General features: G+C 71.3%; 18 protein-coding genes. 4 read left to right on the top strand and 14 right to left on the bottom strand.

Annotated features, from left to right (window positions below):
- Positions 1-269: 269 nt before the first annotated feature.
- The 9 genes from AB0M39_RS00005 to AB0M39_RS00045 all read right to left on the bottom strand — a co-directional run bounded on the left by AB0M39_RS00005 (position 270) and on the right by AB0M39_RS00045 (position 8,765).
- Positions 270-836, bottom strand: a complete 567-nt coding sequence (locus AB0M39_RS00005; protein ID WP_365358791.1) for a TetR/AcrR family transcriptional regulator — start codon at positions 834-836, stop codon at positions 270-272.
- 49 nt (positions 837-885) lie between these two features.
- Entirely contained in the window at positions 886-1,419 is a 534-nt protein-coding gene (locus tag AB0M39_RS00010; RefSeq protein ID WP_365358350.1) for a hypothetical protein, read from the bottom strand.
- A 22-nt stretch (positions 1,420-1,441) separates the two neighbouring features.
- Positions 1,442-2,473, bottom strand: coding sequence for an agmatine deiminase family protein (locus AB0M39_RS00015; RefSeq protein ID WP_365358352.1), 1,032 nt, complete (start codon positions 2,471-2,473; stop codon positions 1,442-1,444).
- A gap of 8 nt (positions 2,474-2,481) precedes the next feature.
- Positions 2,482-4,164 (bottom strand): urease subunit alpha, encoded by a 1,683-nt coding sequence (locus tag AB0M39_RS00020; protein ID WP_365358354.1) that lies wholly within the window; start codon positions 4,162-4,164, stop codon positions 2,482-2,484.
- Complete coding sequence (gene ureA / locus AB0M39_RS00025) at positions 4,164-4,874, bottom strand: urease subunit gamma (RefSeq protein ID WP_365358356.1); 711 nt, start codon at positions 4,872-4,874, stop codon at positions 4,164-4,166. The genes AB0M39_RS00020 and ureA overlap by 1 nt, the downstream gene beginning before the upstream one ends.
- Before the next feature lie 468 nt (positions 4,875-5,342).
- Positions 5,343-6,431, bottom strand: a complete 1,089-nt coding sequence (locus AB0M39_RS00030) for a branched-chain amino acid aminotransferase (RefSeq protein ID WP_365358358.1) — start codon at positions 6,429-6,431, stop codon at positions 5,343-5,345.
- A gap of 231 nt (positions 6,432-6,662) precedes the next feature.
- Complete coding sequence (locus AB0M39_RS00035) at positions 6,663-7,706, bottom strand: 3-isopropylmalate dehydrogenase (RefSeq protein WP_365358360.1); 1,044 nt, start codon at positions 7,704-7,706, stop codon at positions 6,663-6,665.
- Positions 7,707-7,867: 161 nt separating this feature from the next.
- Positions 7,868-7,996: a hypothetical protein gene (locus tag AB0M39_RS00040; protein ID WP_365358362.1), complete on the bottom strand. Its 129-nt coding sequence runs from the start codon at positions 7,994-7,996 to the stop codon at positions 7,868-7,870.
- 226 nt (positions 7,997-8,222) lie between these two features.
- Positions 8,223-8,765, bottom strand: coding sequence for a GNAT family N-acetyltransferase (locus tag AB0M39_RS00045; protein ID WP_365358364.1), 543 nt, complete (start codon positions 8,763-8,765; stop codon positions 8,223-8,225).
- 159 nt (positions 8,766-8,924) lie between these two features.
- Here AB0M39_RS00045 and AB0M39_RS00050 point away from each other — a divergent pair, with 159 nt between their 5' ends.
- Positions 8,925-9,383: an SRPBCC family protein gene (locus AB0M39_RS00050; protein WP_365358366.1), complete on the top strand. Its 459-nt coding sequence runs from the start codon at positions 8,925-8,927 to the stop codon at positions 9,381-9,383.
- A complete protein-coding gene (locus AB0M39_RS00055; RefSeq protein WP_365358368.1) occupies positions 9,380-9,811 on the top strand; it encodes a metalloregulator ArsR/SmtB family transcription factor in 432 nt (143 codons plus the stop codon). Before AB0M39_RS00050 ends, AB0M39_RS00055 begins: the two co-directional genes overlap by 4 nt.
- On the opposite strand, the gene AB0M39_RS00060 is transcribed toward AB0M39_RS00055, so the two are convergent.
- Positions 9,766-10,890 (bottom strand): alkene reductase, encoded by a 1,125-nt coding sequence (locus AB0M39_RS00060; protein WP_365358370.1) that lies wholly within the window; start codon positions 10,888-10,890, stop codon positions 9,766-9,768. The two genes, AB0M39_RS00055 and AB0M39_RS00060, sit on opposite strands and share 46 nt — an antisense overlap.
- Positions 10,891-11,030: 140 nt before the next feature.
- On the opposite strand from AB0M39_RS00060, the gene AB0M39_RS00065 reads away from it, so the two are divergent.
- Entirely contained in the window at positions 11,031-12,026 is a 996-nt protein-coding gene (locus tag AB0M39_RS00065) for an alpha/beta hydrolase (RefSeq protein WP_365358372.1), read from the top strand.
- On the opposite strand, the gene AB0M39_RS00070 is transcribed toward AB0M39_RS00065, so the two are convergent.
- The 3 genes from AB0M39_RS00070 to AB0M39_RS00080 all read right to left on the bottom strand — a co-directional run bounded on the left by AB0M39_RS00070 (position 12,010) and on the right by AB0M39_RS00080 (position 15,035).
- Positions 12,010-12,249 (bottom strand): hypothetical protein, encoded by a 240-nt coding sequence (locus AB0M39_RS00070; protein WP_365358374.1) that lies wholly within the window; start codon positions 12,247-12,249, stop codon positions 12,010-12,012. The genes AB0M39_RS00065 and AB0M39_RS00070 overlap by 17 nt on opposite strands.
- Positions 12,250-12,362: 113 nt before the next feature.
- A complete protein-coding gene (gene pruA, locus AB0M39_RS00075) occupies positions 12,363-13,994 on the bottom strand; it encodes an L-glutamate gamma-semialdehyde dehydrogenase (RefSeq protein WP_365358376.1) in 1,632 nt (543 codons plus the stop codon).
- Between the two features lie 114 nt (positions 13,995-14,108).
- A complete protein-coding gene (locus AB0M39_RS00080; protein ID WP_365358793.1) occupies positions 14,109-15,035 on the bottom strand; it encodes a proline dehydrogenase family protein in 927 nt (308 codons plus the stop codon).
- Between the two features lie 189 nt (positions 15,036-15,224).
- Here AB0M39_RS00080 and AB0M39_RS00085 point away from each other — a divergent pair, with 189 nt between their 5' ends.
- Positions 15,225-16,445 (top strand): helix-turn-helix domain-containing protein, encoded by a 1,221-nt coding sequence (locus AB0M39_RS00085; protein WP_365358378.1) that lies wholly within the window; start codon positions 15,225-15,227, stop codon positions 16,443-16,445.
- Positions 16,446-16,595: 150 nt separating this feature from the next.
- Here the strand turns inward: AB0M39_RS00085 and AB0M39_RS00090 are convergent, their stop codons facing one another.
- Positions 16,596-17,174: a TetR/AcrR family transcriptional regulator gene (locus AB0M39_RS00090; RefSeq protein ID WP_365358380.1), complete on the bottom strand. Its 579-nt coding sequence runs from the start codon at positions 17,172-17,174 to the stop codon at positions 16,596-16,598.
- Between the last annotated feature and the right edge of the window lies 1 nt (position 17,175).

The following is a 17,175-nucleotide window of genomic DNA, read 5'->3' on the forward strand; positions in this document are numbered from 1 at the left end:
AGCGGGTCTGTCTCGAAGCTGCCTGTGGTGTACGCGTCGTATCCGACGTACCCGGCGTGGGCGTGCTGGTCGTTCACCAACTTCTCTCTCGGCCCCGAACCCCGCGCCTCAATCGCCGGCGGGGCTGGATCTTCAGCCCGTCCGGCGATTGAGGACACGGCCGAAGGCCGTACGGGGTCTGGGGCAGCGCCCCAGGCCTCAGCCCCGGGGGCGGGCAATCTGAGCCCCGCCGGCGATTGAGGCGCGCGCCGCGGCGAGGGCGGGGCGCGTCAGCTTCGCGCAGCGGAGAGGAGAGACTCCGCCAGGAACTCCCGTACATGCACCAGCACCCTCCCCCGATCCGTCCCCGGTATCCCCACCGCCACGTGGACGCTGAAGCCGTCCAGCACCGCCCGCAGCCTCGTCGCGAAGCGGTCCGCGTCGACGGGGCGGAAGTCGCCGCGGGAGATGCCTTCCGCGAGGAGGGCGACCAGGTCGCGGTGCCAGGCGCCTTCGATTGCCGCTTGGCGGGCGCGGGCGTCGTCGGGGGCGGTCTGGGAGCGGTTCCAGACTTCGAGCCAGAGCGTCCAGTGGGGGTCGCGGGGGCCGTCGGGGACGTACAGCTCGACGTACGCGTCGAGACGTTCGGCTGCGGGGGCCTGGCGGGAGAGGAGTGCGCTGCGCTCCGCGCCGAGGCGGTTCTCGCTCCATTCGAGGGTCTGGAGCAGGAGTTCGTCCTTGGTACGGAAGTAATAGAGCAGATGCCCGCTGCTCATCCCCACCTCGCGGCCGAGCCCGGCCATGGTCAGTCCGTCGAGCCCCCGTTCGGCGATGGTGGCCATGGCCGCGGCGAGCAGGGACTCTCGGGGCGGGGCGATGTTGCGGCGGCGGGCGCCGGAGGAGCCTTTACTGGTCACTCGTACGTTCTACCGGATCCGTCCAGCCCCACTCGGCCATCCGGGCACGAAGGCCGCGTATCTGCTCTCCCGTCGGCTCGCCGAGCTCGTCGAAGTCGGCGATCGGGGCCTCGAAGGCCGCTTCGAGGACCACGTCGAGGTCCGCCGGCGGGACGGTCTCGCGCAGGAGCGCGACGAGCGCCGGCAGGCCGTCCTCGACGACGCCGTCCAGCCGGAGCTCGCGCAACCGGCGGATGAGCGCGACCAGTTCGGGCCGCAGCTCCATCCAGCCGCGCGAGGAGCGGATCTCCGCGTCGACGTGGTCCATGAACCAGCGGATCACGTCGTACGGGACAGCCCGGCGCCCGGCAGGCTCGTAGAAGGAGACGGTCGGCTCCCGCTCCGGGTCCTCGTCGGGCACGATCGCCAGGGCGAGCATGGTCTCCTTGGCCCCTTCGTACAGCTCGACGTACCAGGCGTCGTCCGGCACCGCGTACATGAGCAGGATCGCGTAGTCGCGGGTTTCATGGCTGATCAGGGGCATGACCGAACACTGTCACAAGCTGTCACACGGCGGACTGGCGGACCTTCGGCTGCTGCTGGGTGATGCAGTGGATGCCGCCGCCGCCCGCGAAGATCGCGCGGGCGTCGACCAGGGTGACCGTGCGGTCCGGGAAGAGGCGGCGGAAGATGCCCGCCGCCGTCTCGTCGTTGGGGTCGCCGAAGCCGCACAGGACGACACCGCCGTTGCAGAGATAGTGGTTGATGTACGAGTAGTCGACCCAGTCGCCGTCCTCGTCCTTGAGGACCGTCGGCGCCGGGATCTCGACGACCTCCAGCGCACGGCCCTTGGCGTCGGTCTCGGCGCTCAGGATCTCGACGTACGTCCGCGAGCGCTCGTAGTCCGGGTGGGCCGGGTCCTGCTGGCTGTGGACCACGACCGTGCCCGGCCGGGCGAACGCGGCGACGATGTCGACATGTCCCTGCGTGCCGTAGAGGCCGTAGTCGCCGGACAGGCCGTGCGGGAGCCAGATCGCCTTGACCGTGCCGAGCTTGGCGTGGATCTCGGCCTCGACCTGCTCGCGGGTCCACTGCGGGTTGCGGTCCGCGCCGAGCTGCACGGTGTCCGTCAGCAGGACCGTGCCCTCGCCGTCGACGTGGATCGCGCCGCCCTCGTTGACCAGTCGGCTGCTCAGCACCGGCGCGCCCGCGAGGGCGGCGACATGGCGGGCGACCTGGGAGTCGTGCTCCCAGCGCGCCCAGTCCTGGCCGCCCCAGCCGTTGAAGACCCAGTCCACGGCGGCGAGCCGGTCGCCGTCGACGACGAAGGTCGGGCCGATGTCCCGCATCCAGGCGTCGTCCAGATCCCGCTCGACGAGGTCGACGTCCGGTCCCAGCAGGGCCCGCGCGGACTCCCCCTGTCCGGGCCCGTGGACCACGGTCACCGGCTCGAAGCGGCGGACGGCGCGGGCGACGGCCGCCCACGCCTCGCGGGCCTCGGCGAGCTCCTCGGCGTCGGCGAAGGTGGGGTTGGGGCCCGGCCAGGCCATCCAGGTGCGCTCGTGGGGCGCCCACTCGGGCGGCATACGGAAGGTCATGTCGGTCCTCAGAGGAAGTAGAGGCGGTTGAGCGAGATGGACTCGGCCGGCTCGGAGCGGATCGGGTCGCCGTCGAGGCTGACCAGTCCGGTCCTGGCGTCGACGGCGACGTCTCCGATACGGGAGTTGAGCCGCAGGTCGCCGGGGCCGATGCCGCGCGTTCCCCGTACGGCAACCCGGCGCCGGCGCGTCGGCATCAGGTCGGAGCCGAGGTCGACGGCCGCCTGGGCGACGAACGCGACGGAGATCTCCGCCGGGGTCGCGCCGTGCGCGCCGAACTGCGGGCCGAGGACGAGCGGTTCGCAGGTGTCGGTGGCGGCGTTGGGGTCGCCGACGACTCCGTACGCCGGGAAGCCCGACTTCAGGACCAGCTGCGGCTTCGCCCCGAAGTACTGCGGGCTCCACAGCACGATGTCGGCGAGCTTGCCGACCTCGATGGAGCCGATCTCGTGGCTGAGGCCGTGGGCGATGGCGGGGTTGACGGTCAGCTTGGCGATGTAGCGCAGCACGCGCGCGTTGTCGTCGTGCGGGCCGTCGCCCTCCATGGGGCCGAGCTCGGCCTTCATCTTCCCGGCCATGGCGAAGGTGCGGCGCACGGTCTCGCCCGCGCGCCCCATCCCCTGCGCGTCGGACGAGGTGATGCCGATCGCGCCGAGGTCGTGCAGCACGTCCTCGGCGCCCATCGTCCCGGCCCTGATCCGGTCGCGAGCCATGGCCGCGTCGCCGGGCAGGTCGGTCTTGAGGTCGTGGACGGAGACGATCATGCCGTAGTGCTCGGCGACGGCGTCCCGGCCGAAGGGGAGGGTCGGGTTGGTGGAGGACCCGATGACGTTCGGGACGCCGGCCATCTTCAGCACGTTCGGCACGTGTCCGCCGCCGCAGCCCTCGATGTGGAAGGCGTGGATCGTCCGGCCGTCCAGCACGCTGAGGGTGTCCTCGACGGAGAGGCACTCGTTGAGGCCGTCGCTGTGCAGGGCGACCTGGACGTCGTGCTCCTCGGCGACGCGCAGGGCTGTGTCCAGGGCGCGGGTGTGGGCGCCCATGTCCTCGTGGACCTTGAAGCCGGAGGCGCCGCCCTCGGCGAGGGCCTCGACCAGGGGCGCGGGGTCGGAGGAGGAGCCGCGCGCGAGGAAGCCGATGTTGACGGGCCAGGCGTCGAACGCGTTGAACGCGTGGCGCAGCGCCCAGGGCGAGTTGACGCCGACGCCCCAGACCGGGCCGAACTCCTGGCCGATGACCGTGGTGACGCCGGAGGCGAGCGAGGCCTCCATGATGCGCGGCGACAGCAGGTGGACGTGGGTGTCGACGGCGCCGGCGGTCGCGATCATGCCCTCGCCGGAGACGATCGACGTGCCGGTGCCGACGACGACGTCCACGCCGTCGAGGGTGTCGGGGTTCCCGGCCCGGCCGATGGCGTGGATGCGGCCTTCGCGGATGCCGATGGAGACCTTGCGGATGCCCTGGACGGCGTCGACGACCAGCACATTGCTGATGACGACGTCGCAGGTCTCGCGTACGGCGGCGGCCTTGAGGTGCAGTCCGTCGCGGGCGGTCTTGCCGAAGCCGGCGAGGAACTCCTCGCCCGGCTGCTGGGCGTCGGACTCCACGCGCACGACGAGGCCGGTGTCGCCGAGGACGACGCGGTCGCCGGCGCGGGGGCCGTGGACGGAGGCGTACTCGTACGGGTCCATCAGCCGTCCTCCTTCGGGGGTTCGGCCGGGGCCGGTGTCCCCAGGTAGCCGCACGCCGCCGCGCGGCGCAGGGCCTCCTCCTTCGCGCCGGGGGCGTCGAGCGGGCCGTCGACCAGCCCGGCGAAGCCGATCGCGATCCGGCCGCCGCCGATGGGGACGAGCCCGACCTCGGCCTCGGCGCCCGGGTCGAAGCGGACGGAGGAGCCGGCGGGGACGCAGAGGCGCATGCCGTAGGCGGCGGCGCGGTCGAAGTCGAGGCGGGGGTTCGACTCGAAGAAGTGGAAGTGAGAGGTGACGCTGACGGGGACGGCGGCGGTGTTGCGCACGGTCAGCGTCAGGGCGGGGGCGGGGTCCTCGTCGGCGGGTCCGGGGCGCAGCGCGCCCGGGGCGTCCGCGCCCAGTCCGCCGCGGCCGATCGGCTCGGGGACGACGGCGAGGCGCGAGCCGTCCTCGAAGACGGCCTCCACATGGACCTCGGTGACCACGTCGGCGACGCCGGGCAGGACGTCGTCGGGGCCGAGGACGTCCTGGGCGGCGGCGACGGCCTCGCCCAGCCGCCGCCCGTCCCGCGCCGCCTCGCACACGGTGTCCGCGATGAGGGCGGTCGCCTCGGGAACGTTGAGCCTCAGCCCCCGGGCCCGGCGGGCCCGCGCCAGCTCGGCGGCGCTGAAGATCAGCAGGCGGTCGCGCTCGGTCGGGGTCAGTCGCACTTCACCACACCTCCTGTTTGAACGCCACTCTAATGGGTGGGGTGGGGAGATGGAAGCATTGGCTGTGCGGCGTGGCAGGGGTTGTATTGAGCGTCACTCAAATAGATCCAGCCCTGTGGGCGGGCCGACCTTCGTGCGGGACCACGCGTTTTCAGCCTCGCCGGCGTTTGAGGCGCGGGGTCCGGGGCGGAGCCCCGCGGGGGCGGGCCACCGTTCCAGCGGGACCTCCCGGGCGAGGTCCGTCCTCAAACGCCGGACGGGCTGGAGTGGCGGGCCTCCCCCAGGCGCGGGTCCGTCCTCAATCGCCGGACGGGCTGGAGTGGCGGGCCTCCCCCAGGCGCGGGTCCGTCCTCAATCGCCGGACGGGCTGAAAATGCCGCCCCCGCGCCTCGGAACGAACTGGACGGCCGGGCCAATCCAGCCCCGCCGGCGATTGAGGCGCGGGGGGACCCCAACGGGCTGGAAGGGCTATGCCAGGCGGTGGGTCCAGCCGTGGACGTCCTCCGACTTGCCCGTCTGGATGTCCAGCAACGCCGTCCTCAGCTTCAGCGTCACCTCACCCGGCTTCCCGTCCGACTGGTTCCACTCCCCCGACGCCGACTTGACCGTGCCCACCGGAGTGATCACCGCCGCCGTGCCGCAGGCGAAGACCTCGGTCAGGGAGCCGTTCTTCGCGTCCTCGCGCCACTGGTCGATCGAGACGCGGCCCTCCTCGGCGCTGTAGCCGAGGTCCTTCGCAAGGGTGAGGAGGGAGTCGCGGGTGATGCCCGCGAGGAGTGAGCCCGTCAGCTCAGGGGTGACGATGCGGTCCCCGTACACGAAGTACAGGTTCATGCCGCCGAGTTCCTCGACCCACTTGTGCTCGACCGCGTCGAGGTACGCGACCTGGTCGCAGCCCTTGGACGCCGCCTCCGCCTGCGCGAGGAGCGACGCCGCGTAGTTGCCGCCCGTCTTCGCGTCGCCCATACCGCCGGGGACCGCGCGCACGCGGTCCTCGGAGAGCCAGATGGAGACCGGCTTCACGCCGCCGGGGAAGTACGCCCCCGCCGGGGAGGCGATGACGATGAAGAGGTACTCGTTCGCCGGCCGCACCCCCAGACCGACCTCCGCCGCGATCATGAAGGGGCGCAGGTAGAGGGAGGACTCCCCGCCGTGCGCGGGAACCCAGCCCTCGTCCTGCTGGACGAGCGCGTCGCACGCGGCGATGAACGTCTCGACCGGCAGCTCGGGCATCGCCAGGCGCCGCGCCGAGGCCTGGAAGCGCCGGGCGTTCGCGTCGGGGCGGAAGGTCGCCACCGAGCCGTCGGGACGGCGGTACGCCTTGAGACCCTCGAAGATCTCCTGCGCGTAGTGCAGCGTCATATTGGCCGGGTCGATCGACAGCGGCGCGTACGGGACGAGCTCCGCGTCGTGCCAGCCGCGCCCCTCCGTCCACTTGATCGTCACCATGTGATCGGTGAAGTGGCGGCCGAATCCGGGGTTGGCCAGGATCGCCTCCCGCTCCGCGTCCGACAGCGGGTGCGAAGAAGGCTTGAGCTCGATCGTGGGCGTCGTCATGAGTGCAGTGTCCTTCACCGGTTGTTTGTGACGGACCGCGCTCACGCCGCTGCGACTGCTAGGACGTCCGAGCTTTCCCGCATGCCACGGCCCACGTTCGATTATCGCTCGCGCGGGACGGTGCAGAAAACGGGGTGAGTACGGTCCAGGGATGATGGTGGCGCCCGGGGCCGCACAGGAGAAGCCGCCGGGTGCGATACGCGACCCGGCGGCTGAAGTGGAACCGTCAGGTCAGTCGGCTACTCGTACCGCGAGCGCGTCGCCGATCTGGTCCGTCGTACGGACCGTCGAGCCGTCGCGCGCGGCGAGGTCGGCGGCGACCGCCTCCTCGATGCGGATCGCCTCGGCGTCGAAGCCGAGGTGGCGCAGCAGCAGGGCGACGGACAGGATCGTGGCGGTCGGGTCGGCCTTGCCCTGGCCCGCGATGTCGGGCGCGGAGCCGTGGACGGGCTCGAACATCGACGGGAACGCGCCCGTCGGGTTGATGTTGCCGGACGCCGCCAGGCCGATGCCGCCGGTCACGGCGGCGGCCAGGTCGGTCAGGATGTCGCCGAAGAGGTTGTCGGTGACGATGACGTCGAAGCGCTCGGGCTGGGTGACGAAGAAGATCGTCGCCGCGTCGACGTGCAGATAGTCGGTGGTGACCTCGGGGTACTCCTGGCCGACCTTGTCGAAGATGTTCTTCCACATGTGGCCGGCGTAGACGAGGACGTTGTTCTTGTGGACCAGCGTCAGCTTCTTGCGGGAGCGCGCGTTCGCCCGCTCGTACGCGTCGCGGACGACGCGCTCCACTCCGTACGCCGTGTTGAGGCTGACCTCGGTGGCGACCTCGGCGGGCGTGCCGGTGCGCAGGGAGCCGCCGTTGCCGGTGTACGGGCCCTCGGTGCCCTCGCGGACGACGACGAAGTCGATGTCGGGGCGGCCGGCCAGCGGGGTGGCGGTGTTCGGGAAGAGCTTCGACGGACGCAGATTGACGTAGTGGTCGAAGGCGAACCGCAGCTTGAGCAGCAGCCCGCGCTCCAGCACGCCGGAGGGCACGGAGGGGTCGCCGATCGCGCCGAGCAGGATCGCGTCGTGGTTCTTCAGGGAGTCGAGCTCCGCGTCCGGAAGGGTCTCTCCGGTGCGGTGCCAGCGCTGAGCGCCGAGGTCGTACTCCTTGGTCTCCAGCTTCACGTCCTGGGGGAGGACGGCCGCAAGGACCTTCAGGCCCTGGGCCACGACCTCCTGGCCGATGCCGTCACCGGGAATTACTGCGAGATTGATGCTGCGAGACATGTCGGCACCCTACTCTCCGTCCCATTGCATGACACGCGCCGTCCACCATTCGGACGACCGGCGGCGGGCCGGGGGCATGGCAGCGCGACCTGGCGACGGGAAGTCGGCGACGGGCGACGGGTCGGTGCGACCCGTCGCGGATCGACGTATTCGACGGGGACTCAGTGGCCGGTGGCTCCGCCGTTGTCCCTGCGGTCGAGGGCGCGCTGCAGAGCGGCCGCCGCGTTCTTGCGGTCGGACTCGCTGGTGCGGGGGGTGTGACGGACTCGGCGGGCGGTCACAGCGGTCATGATGATCGACTCCTTGAGATCAGAAGAGATTTCGAGGCGCCGGAAGGGGCGGGGAGCGGTGCCGCAGGGATTGCCTGCCGGGGGCACTGACTCACGACCGCCATTCGCTGGATCGAGCGAGACGTTCGGCTTCTACAAAGCTAGGACAGGTACGCGCTCCTGTCTCCACAATTACTCGGACTTCCTACTATCTGAGACGGCGAGGACGGAGGGAGTCCCGGCGCCGCTACAGCACGTCGCCGTCGCGCCAGTCGAAGAGCAGCGCTGCGGACGGGTCCGGAAGCCTGCGACCTGCGGCGGGCCGCAGATAGGTGGAGTCCTCCTCGTCCGGCAGGTGGACGGTCCCCTCGGGAGTCATGGCCTCGATCCGGCCGCGCCACAGCTGCCAGCCCCGCGCGGCGTACAGCTGCGCGCCCGCGTCCGACGCGGACAGCGCGCCGAGGTCGTACGCCCCGTCGATCACCCGCTCGAGCGCCTCCATCACCCGGTCGCCGAGACCGCGCCGGCGCAGATCGGAGCGGACCGCCACGCCCTCGACGTAGCCGGTGCGCAGCGAGCGGCCCGCGTGCGCCACCCGGCGCTGGATCACCGCGCCGTGGGCGACCGGAACCCCGTCCTCGTACAGCAGGGCGTGGACGCCGCCGAGGGTGTGGCCCCAGTCCTCGTCGCCGAAGTCGCCGTCGAAGGCGTCCGTCAAGAGGCTGCGGATGTCGGCGAGTTCGGCCTGGGTCAGCTCGAAGGTGTGGGCGAGGCGGGGCTGCTCGGTCATGCCCGCCATCCTGCGCGCTCGCGGGGCGTCTGTCCCGTGAATTTCGCCCACCCCGGGGCGCTTGCGCAACCTACTGGTTGCACTTCCCGAGGGAGACGTGCAACCATTGGGTAGCACATCAGACAGGGCAGGATGCAGAGCGAGCAGGAGGATGGAGCCATGACCAGCAAGGACCGGATCGAACGCGAGATCACCATCGCCGCACCCGTCGAGCGCGTGTGGGCGGTGCTCACCGAGCCCGAGCACGTCGGATCGTGGTTCGGGCAGGGCGAGCCGACCCCGGTCGACCTGCGGCCGGGCGGCACGATGCAGCTGGACCACGGGCAGTACGGACAGTTCCCGACGACCATCGTGAAGGTCGACCCGCCGCACTTCTTCTCCTACCGCTGGGCCAGCGCCTTCCCCGGCGAGCAGGCGGTCGAGGGCAACTCCACCCTCGTGGAGTTCACCCTCGCCGAGGAGGGCGACGGCACCCGGCTGCGCGTGGTGGAGACGGGCTTCGCCGGCCTGGCGATCCCTCAGGAGCGGATCGACACCGCCGGGTACGACAGCCACTCGAGCGGCTGGACCGAGCAGGCGCAGAACATCAAGCAGTACGCGGAGAAACTGGCGGCATGACGACGGAAGCAGGCCAGGACCGGGGGGCCGGCACGGACCAGGACGCCGTGACCGAGGTCCTGTCCGCGCTGGCGGACCCCACCCGCCGCCGGCTGCTCGACGCCCTCGCCGCGCACGGCGAGGCCACCGCCACCGTCCTGGCTACGGAGCTGCCGGTCAGCCGGCAGGCGATCGTCAAGCACCTCGCGGTCCTGACCCGGGCCGGCCTCGTCGTCGGCCACCGGGAGGGCCGCGAGGCGCGCTACCGGGTGCTGCCCGGCCGTCTGAACACGACGGCCCGCTGGATGGACCGGGTCGCCTCCGAGTGGGACGCCCGCCTGTCGGCGATCAAACGCCTGGCAGAGGCGGGGGCGGGGACGCAGACGGAGGCGGGGGCGGCCGGTCAGACGGACGCGGGCTCCAAGGCCGACGCGGACTCCGACGGGTAGGACCCGGACGCCGGCGGATAGTCGGAGTAGCCCTGCGCGCCATGGGTGTAGAGGTGCTTCTCGTCGAACGCGCTGAGTGGGGCGCCCGTTGCGAACCGGTCCACCAGATCGGGGTTGGCGAGGAAGGACCTGCCGTACGAGACGAGGTCGGCGACCCCGGAGGCGAGCACCGCCTCGCCCGCCTCGCGCGTGGTGGGGTCGCCGTTCTCTCCGACGTTGGCGACCAGGGGGCCGCGCCAGCGGGGGCGCAGATCGGCGAGCGCCGGATAGCGGTCGTTGTCGGTGAGGTGGAGATAGGCGAGCGGGGTCCCGTCGAGGGCGTCGAGGAGCGCGCGGTAGACGGGGGCGGGGTCGTGCTCGACCATGCCGAACTGCGGGTTGCCCGGCGAGAGCCGCAGCCCGGTCCGCTCGGGGCCGACGGCCTCGACGACCGCGGCGACGACCTCCAGCGCGAAGCGGATACGGCCCTCGACCGAGCCGCCGTACTCGTCGGTGCGGTGGTTGGTGTTGTCGGCGAGGAACTGGTGGATCAAGTAGCTGTTCGCGCCGTGCAGTTCGACGCCGTCGAAGCCCGCCTCGACGGCGTTGCGGGCCGCCTGGGCGTAGTCGGCGACGGCCTGCCGGATGTCCTGGACCGTCATCGCCAGCGGGACCACCGCGTCCGCCTTGCCTCCGTCCCGTATGTGCACCGGACTCGGCTCCGGCACGGCGGAGGGGCCGCGCGGCACGTCCCCGTCGATCCGGGAGAGCGGGTGGCCCTGACGGCCGCCGTGCATCAGCTGGGCGTAGATCCGCCCGCCGGCGGCGTGCACGGCCTCGGTGACGGCCCGCCAGCCCTCGATGTGGGCGGCGGTCTCCAGACCGGGGATGCGCCAGCCGCTCTGGCCGCGACTGCTGGGCCAGATGCCCTCGGTGACGATGAGTCCGGCGCCGGCGCGCTGGGCGTAGTAGTCGGCGACATGCGGCAGCGGGGTGCCGTCCTCGGCCGCGCGGTAGCGGGTCATGGGGGCCATGACCACGCGGTTCGGAAGGTCGAGGACGCTCAGGGAGTAGGGGCTGAGAAGTGTCGTCTCGGTCATGACGGGACCGTAAGACCTGACACCGGTGTCAGGTTCAACCGATCACCTTGGATTCTAACCCCCTAAAGCGTGTTGACAGGTTAACCAAGGCGTGGTTCGCTCCTACCTATAACCGGTCAGCCACACATTGGGGGTTAGTCATGGATGCGCTTCAGGTCGACCACCGCCAGATCCACCACCGCGAGATCCACCACCGCCAGGTCCACCACCGCACGGTCCTCGTCCGCGGGCACGAGATCTTCTACCGGGAGGCGGGCGCGCCCGACGCGCCCGTCCTTCTGCTGCTGCACGGCTTCCCGACGAGCTCGCGCATGTTCCGCGACCTGATCCCGCTGCTCGCCGACCGCTACCGGCTGATCGCCCCCGACCATCTCGGCTTCGGCCGCTCGGCGACCCCATCCGCCGACGACTTCCCGTACAGCTTCGCCGAACTGGCTTCTCTGACCAGCGAGTTCACCGAGCAGCTCGGCCTCACCCGCTTCGCCCTCTACATCCAGGACTACGGCGCCCCGATCGGCCTGCGCCTCGCCCTCGCCCACCCCGAGCGCATCACGGCCATCGTCACCCAGAACGGCAACGCCTACCGCGAGGGCCTCGGCGCCGACGCCTGGGCGCCCGTCCTCGCGATGATCGCGGACCGCACCCCGCTCACCGAGGCGCCCGTGCGCGCCATCAGCTCGCTGGAGGGGATCAGGTGGCAGTACGAGACGGGCGTCCCGGACGCGTACCGCTCGCTGCTCGACCCCGACGCCTGGACCCAGGACGCGGCCCTGATGGCGCGCGAGGGCATGGACCGCGTCCAGCTCGACCTGATCGGCGACTACGGCGCCAACATCGAGCTCTACCCGGCCTTCCACGAGTACTTCCGCGCCAGTCGGGTACCGCTCCTCGCGGTCTGGGGCGCCCACGACGAGATCTTCCTGCCCGCGGGCGCGGAGGCGTTCCGCCGCGACCTGCCGGACGCGCGCGTCCATCTTCTGCCGACGGGCCATTTCGCCCTGGAGACCCACGCGCCCCAGATCGCCGCGCTGATCGACGACTTCCTCGGGCAGACGCTCCCGGCGAGCGCGTATCCGGCGAGCGCGCTTCCGACAAGCGCGCTTCCGAAGAGCGCGAACGCTACGAGGACGCCTTGAGAGAAAGCTCCTTCGCCACCCGCGCGACCCAGTCGCCGAACTCCTGACGGTGGTGGACCTGTCCCCCGCACAAGGCGCTGACCTGTGCGTCGGTCAGCCGGTTGGGACCGTCCATCGTCAGCAGCGCGCTCATCTCCCGCAGCACGGAGGCGAGCCGCACAGCGTCGGTGTGCTCGATCGCGTCGGATCCGTGGCCGGCGCTCAAGGTGGTGGAACCTGGCATCGCGTCCTCCTTCCGACCGCCCCTTCCAGCAGCCTAGACCCGCTGAACGTGGACCGCCCCCGGCCGGCTGGGGGGCCGGGCGGGGGCGGGGTCTACGGGGTGCTCGGAGCAGGTCAGCCCATGTGCGGGTAGCCGTACTCCGTCGGCGCCACCAGCGTCTCCTTGATCGCGCGGGTCAGCGTCCAGCGCATCAGGTTCTGCGGGGCGCCCGCCTTGTCGTTGGTGCCGGAGGCGCGGCCGCCGCCGAAGGGCTGCTGGCCGACCACGGCGCCGGTCGACTTGTCGTTGATGTAGAAGTTGCCCGCCGCGTAGCGGAGCTTCTCCATCGCGTCGGCGGCGGCGGCGCGGTCGCCGGCGATGATCGAGCCGGTCAGCGCGTACGCCGACACCGACTCCATCTGCTCCAGCATCTCCTCGTACTTGTCGTCCTCGTAGACGTGCACGGCGAGGATCGGGCCGAAGTACTCGGTCGTGAAGACCTCGTTCTCGGCGTCGGAGCACTCGACGACGGTCGGGCGCACGAAGTAGCCGACCGAGTCGTCGCAGACGCCGCCCGCCACGATCGTGCAGCTCGGGTCCTGCTTCGCGCGGTCGATCGCGGCCTTGTTCTTGGCGAAGGCACGCTCGTCGATGACGGCGCCGACGAAGTTCGTCAGGTCGGTGACGTCGCCCATCTTGATGCCGTCGACCTCAGCCGCGAACTCCTCCTTGAAGCCCGAGTTCCAGATGGACGCCGGAACGTACGCACGCGAGGACGCGGAGCACTTCTGGCCCTGGAACTCGAAGGAGCCGCGGGTCAGCGCGGTCTTCAGGACGGCGCGGTCGGCGCTCGGGTGGGCGACGACGAAGTCCTTGCCGCCCGTCTCGCCGACGATGCGCGGGTAGGAGCGGTACTTCTCGATGTTGTTGCCGACCGTCTTCCACAGGTGCTGGAAGGTCTTGGTCGAGCCGGTGAAGTGGATGCCGGCGAGCATCGGGTGGTTCAGCGCCACCTCGGAGACGGCGATGCCGTCGCCCGTCACCAGGTTGATGACGCCCTTGGGCAGGCCCGCCTCCTCCAGCAGCTGCATGAGCAGCACGGCGGCGTGGGTCTGGGTGGGGGACGGCTTCCAGACCACCACGTTGCCCATGAGGGCGGGGGCGGTGGGCAGGTTGCCGGCGATGGCGGTGAAGTTGAACGGCGTGATCGCGTAGACGAAGCCCTCGAGCGGGCGGTGGTCCATGCGGTTCCACACGCCGGGCGAGTTGGCCGGGGGCTGCTCGGCCAGGATGTCGCGGGCGTACTTGACGTTGAAGCGCCAGAAGTCGACGAGCTCGCAGGGCGTGTCGATCTCCGCCTGCTGCGCGGTCTTCGACTGGCCGAGCATGGTGGAGGCGGCCAGCGTCTCGCGCCAAGGGCCGGCCAGCAGCTCGGCGGCGCGCAGGATGATCGCGGCGCGGTCGTCGAAGGACATCGCGCGCCACGCCGGGGCAGCGGCCAGGGCCGCGTCGACGGCGTCCTGGGCGTCCTGCTCCGTGGCGCCGGCGAAGGTGCCGATGACGGCGCCGTGGTTGTGCGGCTGGACGACGTCCACACGCTCGCCGCCGCCCATGCGCCGGACGCCGCCGATGGTCATCGGCAGCTCGATGGGGTTCTCGGCCAGCTCCTTGAGCTTCGCCTCGAGACGGGCGCGCTCGGGAGAGCCGGGGGCGTAGCCGTGCACCGGCTCGTTGACCGGGGCCGGGACCTGAGTGACAGCGTCCATGAGTTCCGTGACTCCTTGTGAGGGGGTGGGAGGGCTCAGCCCTGGGGCGAGTCTCTGGCGGGTGGGGGGGGTTCTGGCGGTCGGTGGGGTTCTGGCGGGTCGGGGGGCTGGCGGTCAGTTCTTCGTGATCATCGAGCGCACGAAGAACAGCAGGTTGGCCGGCTTCTCGGCGAGGCGGCGCATGAAGTAGCCGTACCAGTCGGTGCCGTACGCCGTGTAGACGCGCATGCGGTGGCCCTCGGCCGCGAGCCGGACGTGCTCGTCGCTGCGGATGCCGTACAGCATCTGGAACTCGTACTCATCCAGTTTGCGCCCGCTGCTGCGCGCGAGCTCCTGTGTGATGGCGATGAGTCGCGGGTCGTGGGACCCGATCATCGGGTAGCCCTCGCCCTCCATCAGGATCTTCAGGACGCGGACGTACGCCTTGTCGATCTCGGGCTTCTCCTGGATCGCGACGGCGGCCGGCTCCTTGTAGGCGCCCTTCACGATGCGGACGCGGCTGCCGTTCGCGGCGAGGCGCCGGGCGTCGTCCTCGGTGCGGTAGAGGTACGCCTGGATGACGCAGCCCGTCTCCGGGAAGTCCTTCCGCAGCTCCTCGTGGATGGCGAACATCGAGTCGAGGGTGGTGTGGTCCTCGGCGTCCAGGGTGACCGTGGTGCCGATGCGGGCCGCGGCCTCGACGACCGGGCGGACGTTGGCGAGCGCCAGCTCGTGGCCGCCCTCCAGGGCCTGGCCGAACATCGACAGCTTGACGGACATCTCGGCCTTGGTCCCGAGGCCGAGGCCCTCGAGGTGCTGGATCAGCTCCAGATAGGCGTCGCGGGCGGCCTCGGCCTGGGCGCGGGTGGTGATGTCCTCGCCCACCACGTCGAGGGTGACCTCGAGGCCCTTGCCGATGGTGTCCTTGACGATCGGGACGACCTGCTCGACCGTCTCGCCGGCGATGAACCGGCCGACGACCTGCTTGGTGCCCGGGGCCGCCGAGACGAAACGGCGCATCTTGTCGCTGCGCGACGCGGCGAGGATCACGGGACCCAGCACGGGCACCTCCACGGAGAGTACGGACAGGGCGAACCAGATCAGAGGGGAACAGAACACAACGGATCCGGAACGACACGAAGAACCACCGTGAAACCTAAGGATCACTCTCTTGGTCTGCCATCGACAGCTGTCACGCATCCGTGTCCCGGATCTCAGACATCTGTCTGAAGTGGGTGCGAGAATGTCCGGATGAAGGACGATTACCAAGAGCTCGTCGACGAGATCTCGGCGCTGCTGGCCGTCCCGGCGACGCTGGAGAACCGCGACTTCGGCCTGATCGCCTTCGGCGCGCACGACAGCGAGGACGACAGCGCGATGGACCCGGTCAGGACCCGCTCGATCCTGACCAGGAAGTCCTCGCCGGCGGTCCGCGCCTGGTTCGAGGGCTTCGGCATCGCCCGCGCCACCGGCCCGGTCCGCATCCCGGCCGCCCCGGACGCGGGGGTCTTCCGCGACCGGATCTGCCTTCCCGTACGGCACCGGGGCGTCGTGCTCGGCTACGTATGGCTGCTCGACGCGGCGCCGGGGCCGACGCCGGCCAAGCTGGCGGCGGCCATGGAGGTCACCGCGCGGATCGGCACGCTGCTGGCCGACGAGGAGCGGGCGGGCGCCGACCTGTCCCGCGAGTTCCGCGCGGTGCTCGCGGCGGAGAGCGGCTGGCAGTACGACATGGCGGAGGCGGCGCTGCGCACGGCGCTGGGCGGAGCGTCGGCGGACGGGCTGCACGCGGTGGTGTGCGTGACGCCGTGGCCGTCGGACGAGGCGCCGTCGGCCCGCTCGCTGCCGGGGACGGCGGCGCTGTGCACGGTGGAGACGGGGGCGGGGCCGGGTCCGACGGAGGGGCCGGGGCCAGGGCCGGGCGGCGAGGTCGCGCTGGCCGCGCTCGTACGGCTCCGGTCCGCCGACGCCCTCTCCCCCGCGCTCACGGCCGCCGACCGGCTGCTCGCGTCGGCGGAAGACGCCGCCGCCGGGGTCGCCGACCCGCGCCGAGGGCTGACCTCCCTCAACACCGCCTGGCAGGAGGCGTCCTCGGCCGCCCGCGCGGCCCGCGCCGAGCCCGCGCTCGGCCCGGTCGCCGAGTGGTCGGCCATCGGCCCGTACCGCCTGCTGACGGCGCTCCCCCCAACCCCGGCGCACGACCCCGTGGTACGCGCCCTCCTGGAGCCCTCGCACACCGAACTGGCTCGCACCGCCGAGGCCTACCTCGACTGCGCCGGCCAGGCGGGCCGCACGGCGGCGGCGCTGGGCATCCACCGCCAGACCCTCTACTACCGCCTCTCCCGCGTCGAGCAGCTCACAGGCCTCGACCTGACGAACGGCGAGGCCCGCCTGCTGCTCCACATGGCCTTGAAGGCCGCCCGCCTCCAAGACCGCGGGAACGAGCCGAACCCGCCGCGGCCACGGGCGTAAAGCAGCCAACCGACGAATCATCACATCGCGGGCCGGGCATGCTAGTTCACCATCGCAGGAGGATCGGCCGTGGTGTGCCGCTCGGCCGTCCTGGGCATCCAAGCGCGCGCCGCGGCCTTCCGGTTCGTTCGGCCGGGGTGAGGCCGCAGCTCAGCTCTTGTTCTCGAGGATCGCCCGCAGCCCGTCCGTGAGGTCCTTCGCCGAGGGGGCCGTCTCCGGGTCGACCATCCACTGGATCATCACGCCCGCCACCAGCGCCTGGTAGAAGAGGCCCGCCGCCCTCGCCTTCTCCGGGTCGGCCTCCGGGTCCATGCCGAGGAACGCCTCGGCCATGCCCGCGCGGCCCTCCTTCTGGGGCTCCTTGATGGCCTCGCGCAGCTGCTCGTCGTCGTCCAGCCGCGTCACGACCTCCAGTTGGAGCTTCCAGACCTGGCGGCTGGCGTCGAAGGCGGCGATGACCTGCTCCCAGGTCTGCTCGAACCGCTCCAGCGGATCCGCGGGCGCCTCCCCCGCGTCCTTCTTGCCCGCGGGGCCGACCGCGCTGCCCCATTCCTCGGTCACCGCCAGGAAGGCCTGGTTGAGCAGCGCCTCCTTGGAGCCGTAGTGGTAGCCGATGGAGGCGAGATTGGCGCCGGACGCGGCGACGATGTCCCGCGCGGTGGTACGGGCGTAGCCCTTGTCCAGCAGGCAGCGCTTCGCGCCTTCGAGCAGGTCCTCACGGTGTCCCATG

It is taken from the genome of Streptomyces sp. NPDC051907 (assembly GCF_040681075.1).
Taxonomy (GTDB): domain Bacteria; phylum Actinomycetota; class Actinomycetes; order Streptomycetales; family Streptomycetaceae; genus Streptomyces.